This is a genomic window from Streptomyces sp. NPDC001604, from assembly GCF_042893475.1.
Taxonomy (GTDB): Bacteria; Actinomycetota; Actinomycetes; order Streptomycetales; family Streptomycetaceae; genus Streptomyces.
In genome coordinates this window covers 131,208-146,492 of record NZ_JBIAUY010000016.1, presented here as the reverse complement: position 1 = coordinate 146,492, position 15,285 = coordinate 131,208, and the positions used below count along the sequence as shown (strand labels likewise).

The 15,285-nt window shown below is 71.9% G+C and carries 17 protein-coding genes; 12 read left to right on the top strand and 5 right to left on the bottom strand.

Going from position 1 to position 15,285, the window contains the following annotated elements; genetic code table 11:
- Positions 1 to 199: 199 nt before the first annotated feature.
- Positions 200 to 520, top strand: a complete 321-nt coding sequence (locus tag ACFY1E_RS34610) for a DMT family transporter (RefSeq protein WP_389083135.1) — start codon at positions 200 to 202, stop codon at positions 518 to 520.
- Positions 520 to 1,065 (top strand): TetR/AcrR family transcriptional regulator, encoded by a 546-nt coding sequence (locus tag ACFY1E_RS34605; RefSeq protein ID WP_389083132.1) that lies wholly within the window; start codon positions 520 to 522, stop codon positions 1,063 to 1,065. Before ACFY1E_RS34610 ends, ACFY1E_RS34605 begins: the two co-directional genes overlap by 1 nt.
- Positions 1,066 to 1,343: 278 nt before the next feature.
- On the opposite strand, the gene ACFY1E_RS34600 is transcribed toward ACFY1E_RS34605, so the two are convergent.
- The gene (locus ACFY1E_RS34600) at positions 1,344 to 2,231 is read right to left on the bottom strand and encodes a winged helix-turn-helix transcriptional regulator (RefSeq protein ID WP_389083130.1); all 888 of its coding nucleotides are present in this window, start codon (positions 2,229 to 2,231) and stop codon (positions 1,344 to 1,346) included.
- A gap of 101 nt (positions 2,232 to 2,332) precedes the next feature.
- Here ACFY1E_RS34600 and ACFY1E_RS34595 point away from each other — a divergent pair, with 101 nt between their 5' ends.
- The 3 genes from ACFY1E_RS34595 (at position 2,333) to ACFY1E_RS34585 (ending at position 5,905) form a co-directional block, all read left to right on the top strand.
- Positions 2,333 to 3,610, top strand: coding sequence for an MFS transporter (locus tag ACFY1E_RS34595; RefSeq protein ID WP_389083343.1), 1,278 nt, complete (start codon positions 2,333 to 2,335; stop codon positions 3,608 to 3,610).
- A 212-nt stretch (positions 3,611 to 3,822) separates the two neighbouring features.
- Positions 3,823 to 4,962, top strand: a complete 1,140-nt coding sequence (locus ACFY1E_RS34590; RefSeq protein ID WP_389083128.1) for a C45 family autoproteolytic acyltransferase/hydolase — start codon at positions 3,823 to 3,825, stop codon at positions 4,960 to 4,962.
- A gap of 43 nt (positions 4,963 to 5,005) precedes the next feature.
- Positions 5,006 to 5,905, top strand: a complete 900-nt coding sequence (locus tag ACFY1E_RS34585) for a MurR/RpiR family transcriptional regulator (RefSeq protein WP_389083126.1) — start codon at positions 5,006 to 5,008, stop codon at positions 5,903 to 5,905.
- A gap of 57 nt (positions 5,906 to 5,962) precedes the next feature.
- Here the strand turns inward: ACFY1E_RS34585 and ACFY1E_RS34580 are convergent, their stop codons facing one another.
- The gene (locus tag ACFY1E_RS34580) at positions 5,963 to 7,207 is read right to left on the bottom strand and encodes a pyridoxal phosphate-dependent aminotransferase (RefSeq protein WP_389083341.1); all 1,245 of its coding nucleotides are present in this window, start codon (positions 7,205 to 7,207) and stop codon (positions 5,963 to 5,965) included.
- Between the two features lie 257 nt (positions 7,208 to 7,464).
- On the opposite strand from ACFY1E_RS34580, the gene dapD reads away from it, so the two are divergent.
- The gene (gene dapD, locus ACFY1E_RS34575; protein WP_389083123.1) at positions 7,465 to 8,454 is read left to right on the top strand and encodes a 2,3,4,5-tetrahydropyridine-2,6-dicarboxylate N-succinyltransferase; all 990 of its coding nucleotides are present in this window, start codon (positions 7,465 to 7,467) and stop codon (positions 8,452 to 8,454) included.
- 54 nt (positions 8,455 to 8,508) lie between these two features.
- Here the strand turns inward: dapD and ACFY1E_RS34570 are convergent, their stop codons facing one another.
- Both ACFY1E_RS34570 and dapA read right to left on the bottom strand, forming a co-directional pair.
- A complete protein-coding gene (locus ACFY1E_RS34570; RefSeq protein ID WP_389083121.1) occupies positions 8,509 to 9,012 on the bottom strand; it encodes a hypothetical protein in 504 nt (167 codons plus the stop codon).
- Between the two features lie 87 nt (positions 9,013 to 9,099).
- Positions 9,100 to 9,990, bottom strand: a complete 891-nt coding sequence (gene dapA / locus ACFY1E_RS34565; RefSeq protein ID WP_389083119.1) for a 4-hydroxy-tetrahydrodipicolinate synthase — start codon at positions 9,988 to 9,990, stop codon at positions 9,100 to 9,102.
- Positions 9,991 to 10,149: 159 nt separating this feature from the next.
- Here dapA and ACFY1E_RS34560 point away from each other — a divergent pair, with 159 nt between their 5' ends.
- The 6 genes from ACFY1E_RS34560 (at position 10,150) to ACFY1E_RS34535 (ending at position 13,421) form a co-directional block, all read left to right on the top strand.
- Positions 10,150 to 10,284, top strand: a complete 135-nt coding sequence (locus ACFY1E_RS34560; RefSeq protein WP_389083116.1) for a hypothetical protein — start codon at positions 10,150 to 10,152, stop codon at positions 10,282 to 10,284.
- Positions 10,281 to 10,973 carry a hypothetical protein gene (locus ACFY1E_RS34555; protein WP_389083113.1) on the top strand — a complete coding sequence of 231 codons (693 nt, stop codon included), beginning with the start codon at positions 10,281 to 10,283 and terminating at the stop codon, positions 10,971 to 10,973. Before ACFY1E_RS34560 ends, ACFY1E_RS34555 begins: the two co-directional genes overlap by 4 nt.
- Positions 10,974 to 11,045: 72 nt before the next feature.
- Positions 11,046 to 11,465, top strand: coding sequence for a phage holin family protein (locus ACFY1E_RS34550; RefSeq protein WP_389083111.1), 420 nt, complete (start codon positions 11,046 to 11,048; stop codon positions 11,463 to 11,465).
- Positions 11,462 to 11,986, top strand: coding sequence for a DUF3618 domain-containing protein (locus ACFY1E_RS34545; protein ID WP_389083108.1), 525 nt, complete (start codon positions 11,462 to 11,464; stop codon positions 11,984 to 11,986). The genes ACFY1E_RS34550 and ACFY1E_RS34545 overlap by 4 nt, the downstream gene beginning before the upstream one ends.
- An 89-nt stretch (positions 11,987 to 12,075) precedes the next feature.
- Positions 12,076 to 12,672: an ArsR/SmtB family transcription factor gene (locus ACFY1E_RS34540; protein WP_389083105.1), complete on the top strand. Its 597-nt coding sequence runs from the start codon at positions 12,076 to 12,078 to the stop codon at positions 12,670 to 12,672.
- A 14-nt stretch (positions 12,673 to 12,686) separates the two neighbouring features.
- Positions 12,687 to 13,421 (top strand): SRPBCC domain-containing protein, encoded by a 735-nt coding sequence (locus tag ACFY1E_RS34535; RefSeq protein WP_389083102.1) that lies wholly within the window; start codon positions 12,687 to 12,689, stop codon positions 13,419 to 13,421.
- 14 nt (positions 13,422 to 13,435) lie between these two features.
- On the opposite strand, the gene ACFY1E_RS34530 is transcribed toward ACFY1E_RS34535, so the two are convergent.
- Positions 13,436 to 15,262 (bottom strand): endonuclease/exonuclease/phosphatase family protein, encoded by a 1,827-nt coding sequence (locus tag ACFY1E_RS34530; RefSeq protein WP_389083100.1) that lies wholly within the window; start codon positions 15,260 to 15,262, stop codon positions 13,436 to 13,438.
- Between the last annotated feature and the right edge of the window lie 23 nt (positions 15,263 to 15,285).

The following is a 15,285-nucleotide window of genomic DNA, read 5'->3' as shown; positions in this document are numbered from 1 at the left end:
GGCGGCGGCCGGGGATGAGGTGAGGGTGTGGTGAGTGAGCGGTGAAACCTTAGTGGAGTGAAGGGATCGCGGGGAGTCGTTTAAGCGAGCGATTTCCATGAAAGTTGAACCTCCTCATCCGGAATGCAGGGCTACGCATTTCCCGGCGTCGGCATGGCGTTGTGTACGGACGTACGCATCATTGTGTACACTCGTACATATGGCACTCCTGATGCTCCTCGCGGCCATCGCCGCCGAGGTGGGCGGCACCACCGCCATGAAGTTCAGCCACGGCTTCAGCCGGCTGTGGCCCTCCGTGCTGACGCTGGCCGGATACGGCGCCTCCTTCTGGCTGCTCGCCCAGACGCTGAAGACCATCTCGGTCGGCACGGCCTACGCGATCTGGGCCGGCCTCGGCACCGCGGCCATCGTGGCCATCGGCATCCTCTTCCTCGGCGAGGGCATGACCGTCCAGAAGGCCGTGGGGATCGCGCTGATCATCGTGGGGGTCGTGGTGCTCAATCTGGGAGGCGCGCACTGATGGCCCGCCGCTACGACCCCGACCGGAGGCAGCGGATCATCGACGCGGCGATCCGGGTGGTGGGCGAGAAGGGCCTGGCAGGGCTGAGTCACCGCTCCGTCGCCGCCGAGGCCGACGTGCCGCTCGGCTCGACGACGTACCACTTCAAGACCCTCGACGAGCTGATGGTCGCCGCCCTGCGGCAGGCGAGCGAGGGCTTCGCCAAGGTGGTCGCCTCGCGCGGCGGCCTGGAGGATCCGCGGCCCGACCTCGCCGCCGAACTCGCGGGCTGCCTGGGCGAGTGGCTCGCGAGCGACCGTACCGGTGTCGAGCTGGAGTACGAGCTGTATCTCGCCGCCCTGCGCCGCCCCGCCCTGCGCCCGGTGGCCGCCGAATGGGCCGAGGACGTCGCCCGGCAGATCGCCCGGCACACCGACCCGGTGACGGCCCGGGCGCTGGTCGCGCTGATGGACGGCATCTGTCTGCAGGTGCTGCTGACGGGGGTGCCCTACGACGAGGAGTACGCGCGCGAGGTGCTGGCGCGGATGATCCCCCGGGCCCATTGACGGGCGCCGCCTGTGCTCGTCTGCCGGCGCCGGCCTTCCTGGGGACCGTGAACCCTCCGGCGCCCCAGGAACCGGCATCGCTCCACCGGTGCCCTCGCGCTCCCGCCGGGCGGGGAACTCGCCGGCCTCCGGTCGAGACCGCCGCCGGGCGCTCCCGCCCGTCTTGTCCTCGCCGGGCGGGTCATTGCCAGGCGATCACCCAGGCGGCCGGTCGAGGGTGACAAGGTCCTGGTCGGCGGCTTGTTCCGCCTCACGAGGCGAGCGCGGGGCCGCCCGCGTCATTCCTCCGAGGCGAGACGCCGGACCGTGGCCAGTGCGGCCGCCACGCTCCCGGCGATGTCCGTCACCGGATACTGCACCTCTCGTACGACCCGCTCCCGGTCCACGACCAGCGTGAGTCGCTTCAGCCTGCTGGCCCCCGCCGCGCGGAACGTGGGCAGCCGCAGCGCGGCGATGAGGGACAGGCCGGCGTCCGACAGCAGCGGGAAGCGCAGCCCCTCCTTCTCCGCGAACGCCCGCTGCTCGTCCGGGCGTTGGGTGGAGACGCCGTGCACGGCGGCGCCCGCGGCGGTGAACTCGGCCAGCCGGTCGCGGTAGGTGCAGGACTCCAGGGTGCAGCCCGGCGTGCCGGGGATGTCCGTCCAGCCCGGAGGATAGGAGTCGCCGCGGGCGTAGGCGCCGGGGAAGCAGTACAGGACGGTGTACGGGCTGTCGGCGGCGACCGGGTCCAGCAACTCACCGGTGTGGCCCGGGAGTTGGAGCTCGGGGATCCGCTCGCCGACCAGTTCGTGCACCCGCTGGGCCTCCGCGGAGGCCTCCGCCGCCGTGGCCGTCGTGCTTCCGTCGCCCAGCACCCAGGTGTCGCCCCAGTCCTGGAGGGCGATCAGGACGGGGAGCAGGGCACGGCCGCGCGGGGTGAGGCGGTACTCGTGGCGCACGGGGCGCTCCTGGTACGGCACCCGGGACAGCACGTCCGCCTCGACGAGAAGGCGCAACCGCTCGGTCAACACCTTTCTGGACACGCCGAGTTCGGCCTGCAGCGCGTCGAAGCGGTGCACCCCGCGTGCCGCGTCCCGGACGATCAGCAGCGTCCACCAGTCGCCCACCACGTCCAGTGCCTGGGCGATGGCGCAGGTGGCGTCCTCCAGGCTCGTCCTGCGGGCCATGGCTTGCCGTCCCTTCGTGCACAGGTCGTGGTTGACCTGAGGTTGTCATGCCTCCATAGTAAGTTCCTAAAAGGAACTCACTGGGGGGACGAGTGCGAGGTCTGCGAGAAGTGCCGCGGACGGTCTGGCTGCTGGCCTGCGGGACCTTCGTGAACATGGTCGTGAGCGTGAGCTTCGCCTATACGTTCCTGTACCTGACCGGGCCACGGGGGCTCGGGTCGGGCCAGGCGGGCCTGCTCAGCGGTGTCGCGGGGGTCGGGCTGGTCGCGGGGAACTTCACCGGCGGCTGGTACGGGGACCGGTTCGGGCACCGGCGGGTGCTGCTCGCGGGCGCGGCGGTGTCCGGGCTGGTCCTGGCCGCCGTACCGCTGCTGCCGACCTCGCTGCTGTTCGCTGCGCTGCCGCTGTCCCAGTACGCGTCCGGGGTGCAGCGCGCGGCCAACTCCGCGCTCGTCGCGGTCATCGTGCCCGAAGGGGCACGGCGGCAGGCGTTCGCGGTGGTGCGGGCCGCGGCGAACGGGGGGTTCACCTTGGGCCCGCTGCTCGGGGCGCTGGTCGCCACACGCTTCTCGTACGGCTGGCTGTACGTCGCCGAGGGGCTCGGGAGCCTGGGGCTGGCGTGCTGGACGGCGCGGGTGGTGCCGGCGCGGGGGGCTGCCGTGCGGGGGCGGGCGGTGCGGGTGGAGCGGGGCGGGGTGTGGGCGGCGCTTCGGGCTCGGCCCGCGGTGCTGGTGCTGTTGCCGGCGATTTTGGTCATCGACGTCGTCTATCGGCAGCAGTACTCCACGTTTCCGCTCTTTCTCGCGGACCACGGGATGGATGCACGGGTGTACGGGGCGCTGCTCGCGATCAACGGGGGAGTGCTGCTGTGTCTGGAGCTGCCGGTGGCGGTGGTGCTGCGGCGGCGGTCGCCGTTGCGGATCGTGGGGTGTGGGCTGTTGTTGGTCGGTGGGGGATACGGGGTGCTGTTGGTGGGGGCCGGGGTGGGGGCGGCCGTGGTGATGATGGGGCTGTTGACGGTGGGGGAGGTGTTGTACAAGACGACCGCTACGGCTTATGTCGCCGATCAGGCACCGGAGCATGTGCTCGGGCGGTTTCAGTCGCTGTATGCCGGGGTGTCGATCAGCGGGGTGGTGTTGGCTGCGCCGTTGGGTGGGGTGGTGTATGCGGCTGCGCCGGGGGTGTTGTGGCCGGTGTGTGCGGGGTTGGGGGTACTGGCCGGGGGTGCGGTCCTGCTGGCCGGGGGCCGGACTGCCGGCCGCCCCGTGGCCGTCGCCGCAGAAGTTCCTCACCCCCGCCGCCCCCACCCGTCCCGTCCCAGGGGCGCAGCCCCTTCGGCCCCGCTGGGGGCTGCGCCCCCAGACCCCCCTTCGGCCTGAACGGCCTCGTCCTCAAACTCCCCGACCCCCACGACGGGCTGAGCGGGGCGCGCCCGGCTGCCAGGGCCTGACCTTGGGGAAAGGGGCGGGAACCAAGATGTGCAAGTAGAATTGCAAAGTGTACTATCTCTGCAATTGAATTTACGCCACGGGTTGCGGCGAGCGCGTCCCCGGAAGCGGTCGGCGCGGCCCAACCGGCAGGAGGTCGGAAGATGGCGGCAGGCATCCGTGAGCACGAACTCGCCGGGCTGCGGTGGCTGGTCGTCTCCGGGGAGCGGACCGAGGTGTTCCGTGCCCTGGGCCAAGCCGCCCGCGCCGAGGTCCACGCCGTGCAGGACGCCCTGCCCGAACGCTCCGCGCTGCGCCGTTGGGCGGCGACCGAACGGGGGCGGATCCGGGTCGGCCGACTGCTCGACGCCACGCACGCGGCGTGCGGCACGCAACTGGCCGAGCTGCGCGCCCTCGCCGCAGGCGCCGGCGCGGACTTCCACGACCTGTTGCTGGCCAACCTCCGCGGCGACCTCGGGGTCGACGACGGCACCGGCTGCACGGACCTCGGCTGGCGCCGGACGCGTTCGTACGTCGCGCACAACGAGGACGGGGCGCCCGCCCTCGGCGGCCGGCTGATGCTGCTCACCCTGCTCGTCGACGGGGATGCGCCGGTGACGGTCCAGTGGTATCCGGGCTTCCTTCCCGCCAATACCTTCACGGCCACGGGCAACGGTCTGGTCTGGGGCATCAACCACGTCCAGGCCGCGCGTCCGGCCGACGCCCCGGGACGGCACTTCGTCGCCCGCGCCCTGCAGCAGGCCCCGACCCTGGACGCCGCCGTCGACCACCTGCGCACCCGCCCCAGTGCCGGCGGCTTCGCCTACACGATCGGCGACCGTGCCGAGGGCCGAGTCGTCGTCGTGGAGAGCGTCGCCGGACGGACCGCCGTGGTGGAGGCCGACCCGGTCCACCATCCCCTGCACTGGCACACCAACCACCTGCGCCACCTGCCCGACCCGGCGGACGCGCCCAGCGCCGCCGCGACCGCGAACGACGGCGCGCAGGCGGCCCGCAGCCTGGGCCAGTTCGAGGAGAGCGTCGCACGCGGCAAGGTCCTGAGCGCTCTGCCGGTCCCCGCCGACGACCTCGGCGCGCAGTGGTTCCTGGACATCCTCACCTCGGCGCCGCTGCCCCAGGGGGTGCACCGCACGGCCGCGGGCACCGACCCGCTGATGACCCTGTGCTCGGTGGTGGCTGACCTGACCGACGACCGGATCACGGTGCGCGGACCGGCCGGGAAGACCGCCGAGATGGCGCTGTCGGACTTCGCACACGGGCGTGCCGGCGCCGCCACCGGGTGACCCCGCGGCCGCGACACGGCCGCTCCGGGGGAGAATTCCTCGTATGGCCACAGCATCGCGGCGACCTCCGCAGACCTACGACGCGCTCGTCGCCACCCTCCACAACCCGGCGACGCCGCTGACCCGCTCCCAGCGGCTCCTGGCCGACCGCGTCATGGCCGACCCGGAAGGCGTGGCCTTCATGACCATCTCGGAGCTGGCCTCCGCCGTCGGCGTCAACGAGGCCACTGTGGTGCGCTTCGCCACCAGCCTCGGCCTCGAGGGCTACCCCGGGCTGACCAGGCTGTGCCGGGAGCACCTGCGCGAACAGGTGCACCTGCTGCGCCGCTACGACAACCTGGAGCAGCTGGCGGCCGACGGCGGAAACCTGCTCGAACAGGCGGCCGCGGCGGAAGGGGCCAACATCGCCCGCACCTTCGCCCGGATCGACCCCGAAACCTGGGAGGCCGCCGTCAAGGCGCTGGCCGAGGCTCCCCGCGTCCACGTCATGGGCCTGCGCAAGTGCCACGCCCCCGCCTATCTGCTCGGCTACCTGCTGCGGATGCTGCGCGGGGACGTCGAAACCGTCACGCTGGGCACGGGCACGCTCACCGACGACCTGCGCCGGGTCCGCGAGGGCGACTGCTTCGTGACCATCGCGATCCGCCGCTACAGCGCGGAGACGGTGCGGGCCGCGGCCTGGGCCCGATCGCGCGGAGCCCGCTGCGTGGCGCTGACCGACAACCCCTCCTCACCCCTGGCGTCCTCGGCCGAGCAGGTCTTCTTCGTCGATGCCTCCAGTCCGTCGGTGCTGCGCTCGCTGACCGCGTTCACCGCGCTGGTCCAGGCGCTCGCCGCCGGGGTCGCCCAACTGCGCGGGCACCAGGCGCGTTCGACATTGCTGCAGGAAGAGGAACTGCTGACGGAGTTCGGCGCCTACGCCCCGGACACACCTCTGCCGTAGCCCGCCGTCCGCCGGCGCCGCACCACACCCGTGCGGTCCGCCCGGCGGACGCACACCTCAGCCCCGCGCCGTCAGCGCGGCGAGCGCTCCGCGCAGGTGCTCCAGGGAGGCCGCGATCCACGGGAGCCGCAGCGGGTCGTCGCTGCGCAACGCCTCCCAGCGCTCCGCCTCGGACTCCCCGTACAGCAGGCTGGTGGCCACCCGGGCGCGCAGTCCGCCGACCGCGTCCCCGAACGCCTCACCGGCGAGCACACCGACCCCGTGCTCCTCCAGCAGGGCCGCGGCCAGCCCCGCGCCGGTGTCGATGCCCCGGGCGGCGAGGACCGGCCGCACCGGCTCGAAGTCCGGGTAGAGGTAGAAGCCCGCCTCGGGACGGCGGCAGACCGCACCGGCCGCCGTGAACTGCTCGTACACCGCTGCCGCGACCGTCGCATGCAGTCCGCGAGCGGCATCGATGTGGGCCGTCACCTCGGGCGGATCCTGCAGGATGTACGTGGCGGCGGCCTGCATCGGCGCGGCCAGGCTCGACCACACCTCACTGGCCACCCCGACCAGCTCGCCCATCAGCCGCTCGCCCCAGGGACCCGACGGCACCCGGGCGAACCCGATGCGCCAACCGCCCAGAGCCATCGACTTGCTCAACCCGCTGGTGACAACGGTGCGTTCGGGCAGATAGGCGAGGGCGCTCGGTGCCTTGCCGGAGTGGCACACCTCGGCGTAGATCTCGTCGCAGACCACTGCCAGACCATGCCGCTCGGCGATCTCGCAGACCGCACGCAGGTGCTCCTCGCGAGCGATCGTCCCCGTGGGATTGTCCGGCACCGTCACCACCAGGACACCAGGGTTCGCCCCGGCCGCGCGCGCGTCGGCCAGCGCCTGCTCCAGCAGCTCCGGATCCGGAACGCCACCCGCCTCCGCCGGCACCGGCACGCTGATGGTCCTCTTGCCCACCAGCGCCGTCTGGGCCGCGTAGCTGACCCACGCCGGGCACGGCAGCACCACGTCCCCCGGCAGCGCGGCGAGCAGCGCGAACAGCAGCGCCTTGCTGCCGGGTGCGAACAGCACCTGCTCGGCTTCCGTCTCCACTCCACGCCTGCTGAACCACCCGGCAGCGGCCTCGCGGGCCTCCAGCGACCCCACGACGGCCCCATATCCGTTGCGCCCGGCCGCCGCCGACAACACCTGCGCGACCGAATCCGGCACCGGGAGCCCCGCCTCGCCGAACCCCAGGTGCAACACCTTCTCCCCCGCCGCCCGGCGGGCCCGCAGCGTCTCGTTGATGGCCAAGGTCGCCGAATGCATGGTCACGGCGCCCCACTCTCCTCACAGGGATCGGCACGGCAGCGCAATCGCGACTGCACTGATAAGAGTATATGCAAATACGTTTGCATTCGTGGGTCGGGGAAGCCTCGGGGTCCGTCTTCCGGGACCGAGCGCACGGCAGCACCGCCGCGCTCCTGACCCACCACGGCAGGTCGGCCAGAAGGGGGCCGCCCGTTACCTGAGACGGGTGGGTTGTCGGTTGGCCTGGGCAGGGCCCGGGCGGTTAGGTTGCCCTCATGACCGACACGACTGCTCCTCGTACCACCGGCGCCGTGGCCGCGGGCCTCGCCACGATCGCCGCCGACGGCACTGTTCTCGACACCTGGTTCCCCGCGCCCGCGCTGAGCGAAGAGCCCGGTCCGGCCGGCACCGAGCGGCTGTCCGCCGAGAAGGCCGTGGAGCTGCTCGGCGAGGGCGCGGCGAAGGCGATCGGTCCGGACGCGCGCCGGGGCGTCGAGGTGGTCGCGGTCCGCACGGTCATCTCCTCGCTCGACGAGAAGCCGATCGACACGCACGACGCCTACCTGCGGCTGCACCTGCTCTCGCACCGCCTGGTCCAGCCGCACGGCCAGAGCCTCGACGGCATCTTCGGCCTGCTGCCCAACGTCGCCTGGACCTCGCTCGGCCCGGTCGCCGTCGACGAGATCGAGAAGGTGCGGCTCAACGCACGCGCCGAGGGCCTGCACCTCCAGGTGACCTCCGTCGACAAGTTCCCGCGCATGACGGACTACGTCGCCCCCAAGGGCGTCCGCATCGCCGACGCCGACCGGGTGCGGCTCGGTGCCCACCTCGCCGCGGGCACCACCGTCATGCACGAGGGCTTCGTCAACTTCAACGCCGGCACGCTCGGCACGTCGATGGTCGAGGGCCGTATCTCCGCGGGTGTCGTGATCGGCGACGGCTCGGACATCGGCGGCGGCGCCTCCACCATGGGCACGCTCTCCGGCGGCGGCAACGTCCGCATCACCATCGGCGAGCGCTGCCTGATCGGCGCCGAGGCGGGCGTCGGCATCGCGCTCGGCGACGAGTGCGTCGTCGAGGCCGGGCTGTACGTCACCGCGGGCACCCGCGTCACCATGCCCGACGGGCAGATCGTCAAGGCCCGTGAACTCTCCGGCGCCTCCAACATCCTCTTCCGCCGCAACTCGGTCACCGGCACGGTCGAGGCCCGCCCGAACAACGCGGTCTGGGGCGGTCTGAACGAGATCCTGCACAGCCACAACTGACGCCGCCCGGCGTCCCGGTGAGCGCTCTTCCGCCCCGCGCGGGAGGGCGCTCGCTCATGTTCCGGGCCGCGCCGCGAACTCCGCCAGCGCCGCGAAGTCGTCCTCCCGCAGGCCGAGCCGCGGGTTGACGTGGTGCAGGAGCGCGCGGCCGGGGTGGTGGGCTCGCACGTACTCCTCGTCCGCCTGGCTCTGCTCGTCGTCGACCCAGGCGAAGGGTCGGCCCTCGGCGTACGCCACGATCGCCTCCGTCTTCCAGTGCACCCCGTCGGGCCGGAGCGCGAACAGGCCCGCGCCGAAGTCGACGTACGGCAGCTCGGGCAGGCCGACGACCGGGGCGATCCAGCGGTTGGCGGCGTCCATCCACGTCGTGGCCCAGCAGAGGTCATAGTCGAGGGAGAGCAGTGCCGGGCCGTGGGACGGGTTCAGCCAGACCCGCAGCGCCCGGCCCGGGTGCAGGGCCACCTGGATCGTCGTATAGCCCTCCGGGCGGCGTTCGGGCTGTGCGGCCCACGGGTTGAGCGGGCCGTCGACGTCGAGGAACAGCAGGGGGCGGCTCACGGCAACAACGTACGGCACGAGGGCTGTACGGCTGCCGGAAAGCCTCTCGGCGGGACGGACACCCGGTATTCGCCCGGCCCTGACCGGTCACTCGGCCGTGAGCTCCTCGTAGGCCGCCAGCAGCCCGGCGACCGTCTCGCGGCCGGCGGGCCGCAGCGGGGCACGGACGGTTCCCGCCGGCAGACCGAGCTCGTTGAGGAGCGCCTTCGCGGTGACGGTGCCGGGCAGACCGGCCGACATCATCAACTCGATGAGTGGCGTGGCGCGTTGCTGGAGGCGGGTGGACATGGCGGTGTCGCCCGCCTCGAACGCGTCCAGCACGGCGCGGAGTTCGGACGGTACGACGTTCGCGACGGTGCTGATGTATCCGGCGCCGCCCACCGCGTACAGCGCGAGATTGTGTTCGTCGCAGCCCGCGTAGTACGCCAACTCCGTACGGGAGAGCACCTTCTGGGCCGCGAGGAAGTCGTAGGAGCAGTCCTTGACCGCCACGATCCGGGGGTGCTCGGCGAGCCGGATCATCGTGTCTGACTGGATACGGGTGCCGGTGCGGCCCGGGATGTCGTACAGCACGACCGGCAGTCCGGAGGCGTCCGCGACCGTCCGGAAGTGCTCCTCCAGCGCGTCCTGCGGCGGCCTGCTGTAGTACGGGCTGACCACCAGCACGCCGTCCGCGCCCGCCTTCTCGGCCTCCCGGGTGAGTTCTACGGTGTGCCGGGTGTCGAAGGTGCCTACGCCCGCCACGACCGACGCCCGGCCGCCCACCGCCTCCCGCACCGCCTCGACCAGTGCCGCCTTCTCGGCATCCGTGGTGGTCGGCGACTCGCCCGTCGTACCGGAGAGCACCAGACCGTCGCACCCCCGCGAGACCAGGTGGTCGGCGAGCCGCTGCGCCCCGTCGAGATCGAGCGCGCCCTCCTCGGTGAAGGGGGTGATCATCGCGCAGAGGGCACGGCCGAAGGGGGCGGTAGTCGTCATGCCCTCAGTCTCGGCGGGCCGACAGTGAAGCTCCACTTAATTCTTCTACGAGATATTGATAAGCGTTGCTGTGGTGCGGCCGGTCAGGCCCTATGTCCATTTCGCCCGCCATGGGTCAGCATGGTCGTGACGGTCATCGGCTCGGCCCATGGAGGCGTCATGAAGCTCGGCAAGGCACTGGCCACCGGAGTCGCGGAGGAACAGCCGCAGACCCGTGAGGAAGAGCTCGAACTGCCCGAGGAGACCCAGGACGTCGAGGCGTCCGCGCGCGAAGAGGTTCCGGCGGCCCGATGAGACTGCGGCTTCCGGAGGAACGCCCGACGGAGCCGCCGACCGGATACAAGATCGCCCACCCGGTGCTGTCCCAGGACGGCACCCGGGCCGGGTTCACCGGTGTGTCGCTGGGCGGCGCGCTGCCGTACGGGGTCCTGGCCGACGCGTCCTGTGTCTACGGGCTGCGCCACCGGGCACCGCACCGCCGCTGCGACTGCGGCTTCCACTGCGTGCACGACCGCACGGCGGCCGAGGCGCTGCTGTGCACGGCCGAGCACCGGGCGGCCGTCCTGCTGGAGGTCCTGGTCCTCGGCCGCTACATCCGCTTCGAGCGGGGCTTCCGCTACGCCCGCCAGCGGGTGCGGACCGCCACGGTCGGCCCCTGCGTGTGCGGCGCGGTCGCCACCGCCCTGGCCGACGCCGGCTGGGGCCGGCCGGGCTGGTGCGCGCTGACCCCCTCCTGTGCGGGCTGCGTCCGCGGCCGCAGGTCCGTCTCGCTCGCCTCCTTCGCGCGGCTGGCGGGGGAGGGGCTGCGGGTGGTGGCGGGCAGCGGCGCCGCGCTGCCGACGGCGGACCTCGCGGTGCCCGAGGGGCTCGGAGTGCCCGAACTCGTCGCCGAGGCCGCCCTGTTGCAGGCCCGCCTCGACTGGTTCCAGACCCAGCTCGGCCGGCTCGGCGAGCGCGGGCCGGGCGGTGGCCGGCAGGGATAGCGGAGGTCGGCGGGGGTACCCGGAGTTTTCCGAACGGAGGAAGCCGAGAGGCACGCGAGAGGAGGCGACCCCGTGACCGGGACCATGCACCCCCAGCCGGTGCGCGACGGGCACCGCTCGGTGGGCGAGCTCGTCGGACAGGCCACCGAACAGCTATCCCGGCTCGTACGACAGGAAGTGGCCCTCGCCAAGGAGGAGCTGTCCGCGAAGGGCCGGCGCGCCGGGCGCGGCGGCGGTCTGCTCGGCGCCGCGGGCGCGTTCGCCTACGCCGGTCTGCTCGCCCTGGCCGGCACGGGCGTGGCCGCCCTCTCGCTGGTGCTGTCGGTCTGGGCTGCGGCGCTCATCGTGACCGCCGTGCTCTTCGTGATCGCGGCCGTGCTGGCCGTGACCGGCCGCGCCCAGCTGCGCCGCGCCGTACCGCCGACGCCCGAGGAGACCCTCGTGAGCGTCCGGGCCGATGTCGAAGAGATCAGGGAAAGGGCGCACCGATGACGGACAGGGCAGGGCCTTCCGGTGCCAAGGGGCCCGAAGAGCTGAGGCGGCAGATCGAGCAGACGCGCAGCCAACTGGGCGAAACAGTGGAGGAGTTGGCGGAGAAGATGGATGTGAAGGGACGTGCCAGGGCCCGGGCGGCCGACCTCAAGGACAAGGCGAGCGCCATGACCGTGCAACTGCGCAGCACGGCCGCGCACGCCGGCCATGCGGTCCAGGACCGGGCCACGCAGACCGGCCACAAGGTGCACGACCGGGCCACGCAGGCGGGCCACCAGGTGCAGGACAGGGCGACGAGGGCCGGTCACCAGGTGCACGACCGAGCCCTGACGGCGGGCCACGCCGCCCAGGACAGGGCCACCCGGACGGGACACACGCTGCAGCACAAGGCGGAGCACGACGTCCCCTGGCCCGCCGGTCCCGTCGTCAGGGCGGCGGTACGGCATCCGGGGCCCGCGCTGGCCATCGGGGCGGCGCTGGCCTTCGTCGTGGTGGTGGGCTGGAGGTACCCCAAGCGGTAGCAGCTCGCTCCTGCCTCAGGACCTGACACCGTCCCACCGAAAATCTCAGTCTTCTGGACAAAAAAAGTTTTCGGTGGGACGGTGGACGCATGCTGGACGTCACCGTCATCGAGGACCCCGAGGCCGCCGCCGTCTCCCTGGACCCCGTCAGGGCCAGGCTGCTCGCCGAGCTGGCGGCCGGACCCGCGTCGGCGGCGATGCTGGCCGGCCGGGTCGGCCTGCCGCGGCAGAAGGTGAACTACCACCTCAAGGCGCTGGAGCGGCACGGCCTGGTCGAGCTGGCCGGGGAGCGCCGCAAGGGCAATGTCACCGAGCGGCTGATGCAGGCCACCGCGGCCTCGTACGTCATCTCGCCGCTCGCGCTCGCCGCCGTGCAGCCGGACCCGGACCGTTTCCGGGACCAGCTGTCCGCGCGGTGGCTGCTGGCGCTCGGCGCCCGGCTCGTGCGGGACGTCGGCTCGCTGATCACCGGTGCCGCAAAAGCCCGCAAACGGCTGGCCACGTATGCGCTCGACGGCGAGGTGCGCTTCGCCTCGGCCGCCGAACGGGCCGCGTTCGTCCAGGAGTTGACGGCCGGTGTCACCGCGCTGATCCGCAAGTACGACGCGCCCGACGCCGAGGGTGGGCGCGACCACCGGATCGTCGTGGCCGTCCATCCCACCCTCAAGGCAACCGAGCAGGACTAGGCAGGAGCCCCACCATGTCCAAGGAATTCGAGATCGCCCGCGAGTTCGAGGTCGACGCCACTCCCGAGGAGGTGTGGGAGGCGATCACCACCGGGACCGGCGGGTACCTGTGGCCGATGGAGCCGCCCGAGCCCCGGGTCGGCGGCAAGGGACCCTTCGGGTCCGAGGTCACCGCCTGGGACCCGCCGCACCACTACACCAACCGCGTCGGGGACGTCGAGGGCATCGCCGAGCAGACCCTCAACCAGCTCGACTACACGATCGAGCCGCGCGACGAGGGCCGTCGGGCCTGGGTGCGGTACGTGCACAGCGGCATCTTCGTCGACGACTGGGACAACCAGTACGACGGCGCCGCCAAGCACACCGACTTCTATCTGCACACCCTGCGCGAGTACCTGGTCCACTTCGCGCCCCGGCCGGCCGCCTTCGCCACCTTCGACGGGCCCGAGGCCTCGAAGGCCGCCGACGCCCTCGCCGTCGTAGGGCGGGCGCTCGGTGTCGGCGAGGACGTGGCCGCCGGCACCCGGGTGACGGTCCATGGGCCCGAGGAGTTCGACGCCGTGGTCGACTTCCGCAACCCGTACTTCATCGGGCTGCGCACGGACCGGGGCCTCACCCGCTTCTTCGGGCGCAACCACTGGGGCCACCCGGTCGGCATCTCCCTGCACGACTTCGCCCCGGACGCCGACATCAAGGAGTGCGAGGCCGCGTGGCAGGACTGGCTGAACGGCGTGTTCAGCCAGTCCTGAGCAGAGCCGGTCCGCTACGGGCGGAAGCGCAGCACCTGCGGGTCGTGGTCGCTGATCTGGTCGTTGAACTCCGAGTTGACGTGCACGCTGTCGTACTCGAAGCCGCAGGACTTCCGGATCGAGGGGCTGATCAGGATCTGGTCGAGGACCTGCTGGTTGCCCTGGTAGTCGTAGGTGTAACGCTCGCTCTTCGGCAGCGACTTGATCGCCGACCAGAGCTCGCCGTCACCCTCCAGGATCTTGGCGGTGCCGGAGAACTCGAAGTCGTTCATGTCGCCGAGCGCGATGACGTCCGCGTTCTTCTGGACGTCCAGGATGCTCTTGACGAAGGCGTTGACCAGCGTCGCCTGCGCGTGGCGCTGGGTCTCCGAGCTGCGCGTCGGGGGCTGGTACTGCGAGGTCAGCCCCTGGTCGCCGCCCTTGGAGTTGAGGTGGTTGGCGATCACGAAGACCGTGCGGCCACGGAAGACGAACTCGCCGGCCAGCGGCTTGCGGCTGGACTTCCAGGCGTCGTTCGCCGGGTCGATGCGGCCGGGGGAGACCGTCAGCTGCGCCCTGCCGTGCACCTTGGTGACGCCGACCGCGGTGGTGGAGTCGCCGCCCGCGCGGTCCACGAAGGACACCCGCTCCGGGTTGAACAGGAACACCTGGCGGATGTTGCCGCCGGGCTCGCCGCCGTCCTGGTCGTTGACCGGGTTGATCGAGCGCCAGTCGTACTTCGGGCCGCCCGCCGTGACGATCGCGTCGATCAGCTTGTTCACCGTCTGGCTCGCGTCGACGACGCCGTCGTCCGTCGCGCCGTCGTTGTCCTGGATCTCCTCCAGGGACACGATGTCGGGCGACTGCAGGTTGTTCACGATCGCGGCGGCGTGCGCGTCGAAGGTCTTGTCGGACGGGTCGAGGTTCTCGACGTTGTACGTCGCGACCGCCAGCTCGCCGCGCGACTGCTTCTGCGTCGTCTCGCGCTGCAGACCGCCGCTCTTCAGCGTGCCCAGCTGACCTGCGACCAGGGTGTAGCCGCCGAACTGGTTGAAGTCCAGCGGTCCTGTCGTGGTGCCGGTCAGCGTGTCGCCGACGTTCGCCTTCGGGAAGTCGGCCGTCGCACCCAGCGACTGGATCTGCAGGCGGCCGGTGTTCTGCGACTCGTAGGAGCCGTAGAGCGTGCCGCCCCTGGGCGTCCGGTGCTCGTGCGGCTTCACCGTGACCCACAGCTCGGAGTACGGGTCGGTGGCCGTGACCACGCGGGCGTCGGCGACCTGGACGTTCATTCCCTCCAGGGACTCGTAGTAGTCCAGGGCGTACGTCGACGGCTGCAGCGTCAGACCGTTGATCGAGCCGTTCGCGGCGGTGTCGCCCGCCGGGGTGTAGAGCGCGGGCACCGACTTCGCGTCGATCACCGTCGGGGCCGGCACCGTGTTGCCGGTGGAGACGGTGGTGATCGTCGGCTTGGTGATCTCGGTGACCGACTGGTTGCCGGACGAGGCGCCGCCCGGGACGTACTCGGAGACCGTGCCGGTGACCGTGACGGAGTCACCGACGGCGGCCTTCGGGGTGGAGCTGGTGAAGACGAATATGCCCTCGCTGGTGGCCGGGTTGTCGTCCGGGTTCGGATCCTGGATCCAGAAGCCCTTGGAGGAGCCGTAGGTGCGCACGCCGGTGACAATTCCGGCCACGTCGGTGACCTTCTGGCCGGCGTACGGAGAAATGCGCGTAGTGCCCTGGATGTCATGGATGCGCACGGAGTCGGCGTGCGCCGGTGAGGTCAGGGCTACGGCGGACGCCGCGGAACAGACGGCGGCGACGGTGAGCGCGGCGAGACGCGCGGAAGACTTGCTCGGCAACGGGATCCCTCCGGGGACGTGCG

Bases quoted from the DNA above. Each gene is read 5' to 3' on its own strand.
- ACFY1E_RS34610 (WP_389083135.1), top strand. From the start codon at position 200: ATGGCACTCCTGATGCTCCTCGCGGCCATCGCCGCCGAGGTGGGCGGC.
- ACFY1E_RS34605 (WP_389083132.1), top strand. From the start codon at position 520: ATGGCCCGCCGCTACGACCCCGACCGGAGGCAGCGGATCATCGACGCG.
- ACFY1E_RS34600 (WP_389083130.1), bottom strand. From the start codon at position 2,231: ATGGCCCGCAGGACGAGCCTGGAGGACGCCACCTGCGCCATCGCCCAG.
- ACFY1E_RS34590 (WP_389083128.1), top strand. From the start codon at position 3,823: ATGGCGGCAGGCATCCGTGAGCACGAACTCGCCGGGCTGCGGTGGCTG.
- ACFY1E_RS34585 (WP_389083126.1), top strand. From the start codon at position 5,006: ATGGCCACAGCATCGCGGCGACCTCCGCAGACCTACGACGCGCTCGTC.
- ACFY1E_RS34580 (WP_389083341.1), bottom strand. From the start codon at position 7,207: ATGCATTCGGCGACCTTGGCCATCAACGAGACGCTGCGGGCCCGCCGG.
- dapD (WP_389083123.1), top strand. From the start codon at position 7,465: ATGACCGACACGACTGCTCCTCGTACCACCGGCGCCGTGGCCGCGGGC.
- dapA (WP_389083119.1), bottom strand. From the start codon at position 9,990: ATGACGACTACCGCCCCCTTCGGCCGTGCCCTCTGCGCGATGATCACC.
- ACFY1E_RS34560 (WP_389083116.1), top strand. From the start codon at position 10,150: ATGAAGCTCGGCAAGGCACTGGCCACCGGAGTCGCGGAGGAACAGCCG.
- ACFY1E_RS34555 (WP_389083113.1), top strand. From the start codon at position 10,281: ATGAGACTGCGGCTTCCGGAGGAACGCCCGACGGAGCCGCCGACCGGA.
- ACFY1E_RS34545 (WP_389083108.1), top strand. From the start codon at position 11,462: ATGACGGACAGGGCAGGGCCTTCCGGTGCCAAGGGGCCCGAAGAGCTG.
- ACFY1E_RS34540 (WP_389083105.1), top strand. From the start codon at position 12,076: ATGCTGGACGTCACCGTCATCGAGGACCCCGAGGCCGCCGCCGTCTCC.
- ACFY1E_RS34535 (WP_389083102.1), top strand. From the start codon at position 12,687: ATGTCCAAGGAATTCGAGATCGCCCGCGAGTTCGAGGTCGACGCCACT.